The sequence below is a fragment of the Pseudidiomarina fusca genome (assembly GCF_032227045.1).
GTDB classification, from domain to species: Bacteria; Pseudomonadota; Gammaproteobacteria; order Enterobacterales; family Alteromonadaceae; genus Pseudidiomarina; species Pseudidiomarina fusca.
In genome coordinates this window covers 1-1,574 of record NZ_JANFPJ010000060.1, presented here as the reverse complement: position 1 = coordinate 1,574, position 1,574 = coordinate 1, and the positions used below count along the sequence as shown (strand labels likewise).

Annotated in this window: 1 rRNA gene; it reads left to right on the top strand. The window is 49.4% G+C overall.

Annotated features, from left to right (window positions below):
- Positions 1 to 410: 410 nt before the first annotated feature.
- Positions 411 to 1,574, top strand: a 23S ribosomal RNA gene (locus NOG12_RS12880); the annotation flags it as partial.

The following is a 1,574-nucleotide window of genomic DNA, read 5'->3' as shown; positions in this document are numbered from 1 at the left end:
CCTTGCACGCAGGAGGTCAGCGGTTCGATCCCGCTTGGCTCCACCACTTCAACGTTATGCTGCGTTGGAAAGCCACTCACATACTGATGTATGCGTCGTGCCTTCCCGCCTTGCCTAACCTTGAAGCGAGTTTCTGGCTTGGTTTTGGTTGTTCGAACAGCGAAGCGTACGAACAGCGCAGCGCACGACTAACGAATCACGTTTCTATCCAAAGTTAGCGATAAACATTCTCACGAGAATCTTTATCAGTAACTTGATGTTACACCGCTCTTTAACAATATGAACAAGCTGATTGTAATAAAGTAATGAAATGCCACTCTACTTGAATCCAAAAATGGTAGAGGCGTATCGAACTTGTGTACAGCAAAGAAACAGCCCATAGAGCTCGAATAAACATTTTCGGGTTGTATGGTTAAGTGACTAAGCGTAGACGGTGGATGCCTAGGCAGTTGGAGGCGATGAAGGACGTACTAACTTGCGATAAGCCATGATGAGGCAGTAAGAGCCGCTTGAGTCATGGATTTCCGAATGGGGAAACCCAGTGTGCATGCACACTATCTTGCACTGAATACATAGGTGTAAGAAGCGAACCCGGAGAACTGAAACATCTAAGTACCCGGAGGAAAAGAAATCAACCGAGATTTCCCTAGTAGCGGCGAGCGAACGGGAATTAGCCCTTAAGCAATCATGGTTCTAGTGGAATGAGTTGGAAAGCTCAACGATACAGGGTGATAGTCCCGTACACGAAGGAAACATGAAGGTGAAAACGAGTAGGTCGGGACACGTGTTATCTTGACTGAATATGGGGGGACCATCCTCCAAGGCTAAATACTCCCAACTGACCGATAGTGAACCAGTACCGTGAGGGAAAGGCGAAAAGAACCCCGGCGAGGGGAGTGAAATAGAACCTGAAACCGTCTACGTACAAGCAGTAGGAGCACCTTCGTGGTGTGACTGCGTACCTTTTGTATAATGGGTCAGCGACTTATATTTTGTAGCAAGGTTAACCGACTAGGGGAGCCGTAGGGAAACCGAGTCTTAACTGGGCGTCTAGTTGCAAGGTATAGACCCGAAACCGGGCGATCTAGCCATGGGCAGGTTGAAGATTGAGTAACATCAATTGGAGGACCGAACTCACTAATGTTGAAAAATTAGGAGATGACCTGTGGCTCGGAGTGAAAGGCTAATCAAGCCCGGAGATAGCTGGTTCTCCCCGAAAGCTATTTAGGTAGCGCCTCGGACGAATACCACTGGGGGTAGAGCACTGTTTGGGCTAGGGGGTCATCCCGACTTACCAACCCCATGCAAACTCCGAATACCAGTGAGTACTATCCGGGAGACACACGGCGGGTGCTAACGTCCGTCGTGAAGAGGGAAACAACCCAGACCGCCAGCTAAGGTCCCCAAGTCATGGCTAAGTGGGAAACGATGTGGGAAGGCTTAGACAGCTAGGAGGTTGGCTTAGAAGCAGCCATCCTTTAAAGAAAGCGTAATAGCTCACTAGTCGAGTCGGCCTGCGCGGAAGATGTAACGGGGCTAAGCCATGCACCGAAGCTGCGGCAGCAAACTTGTTT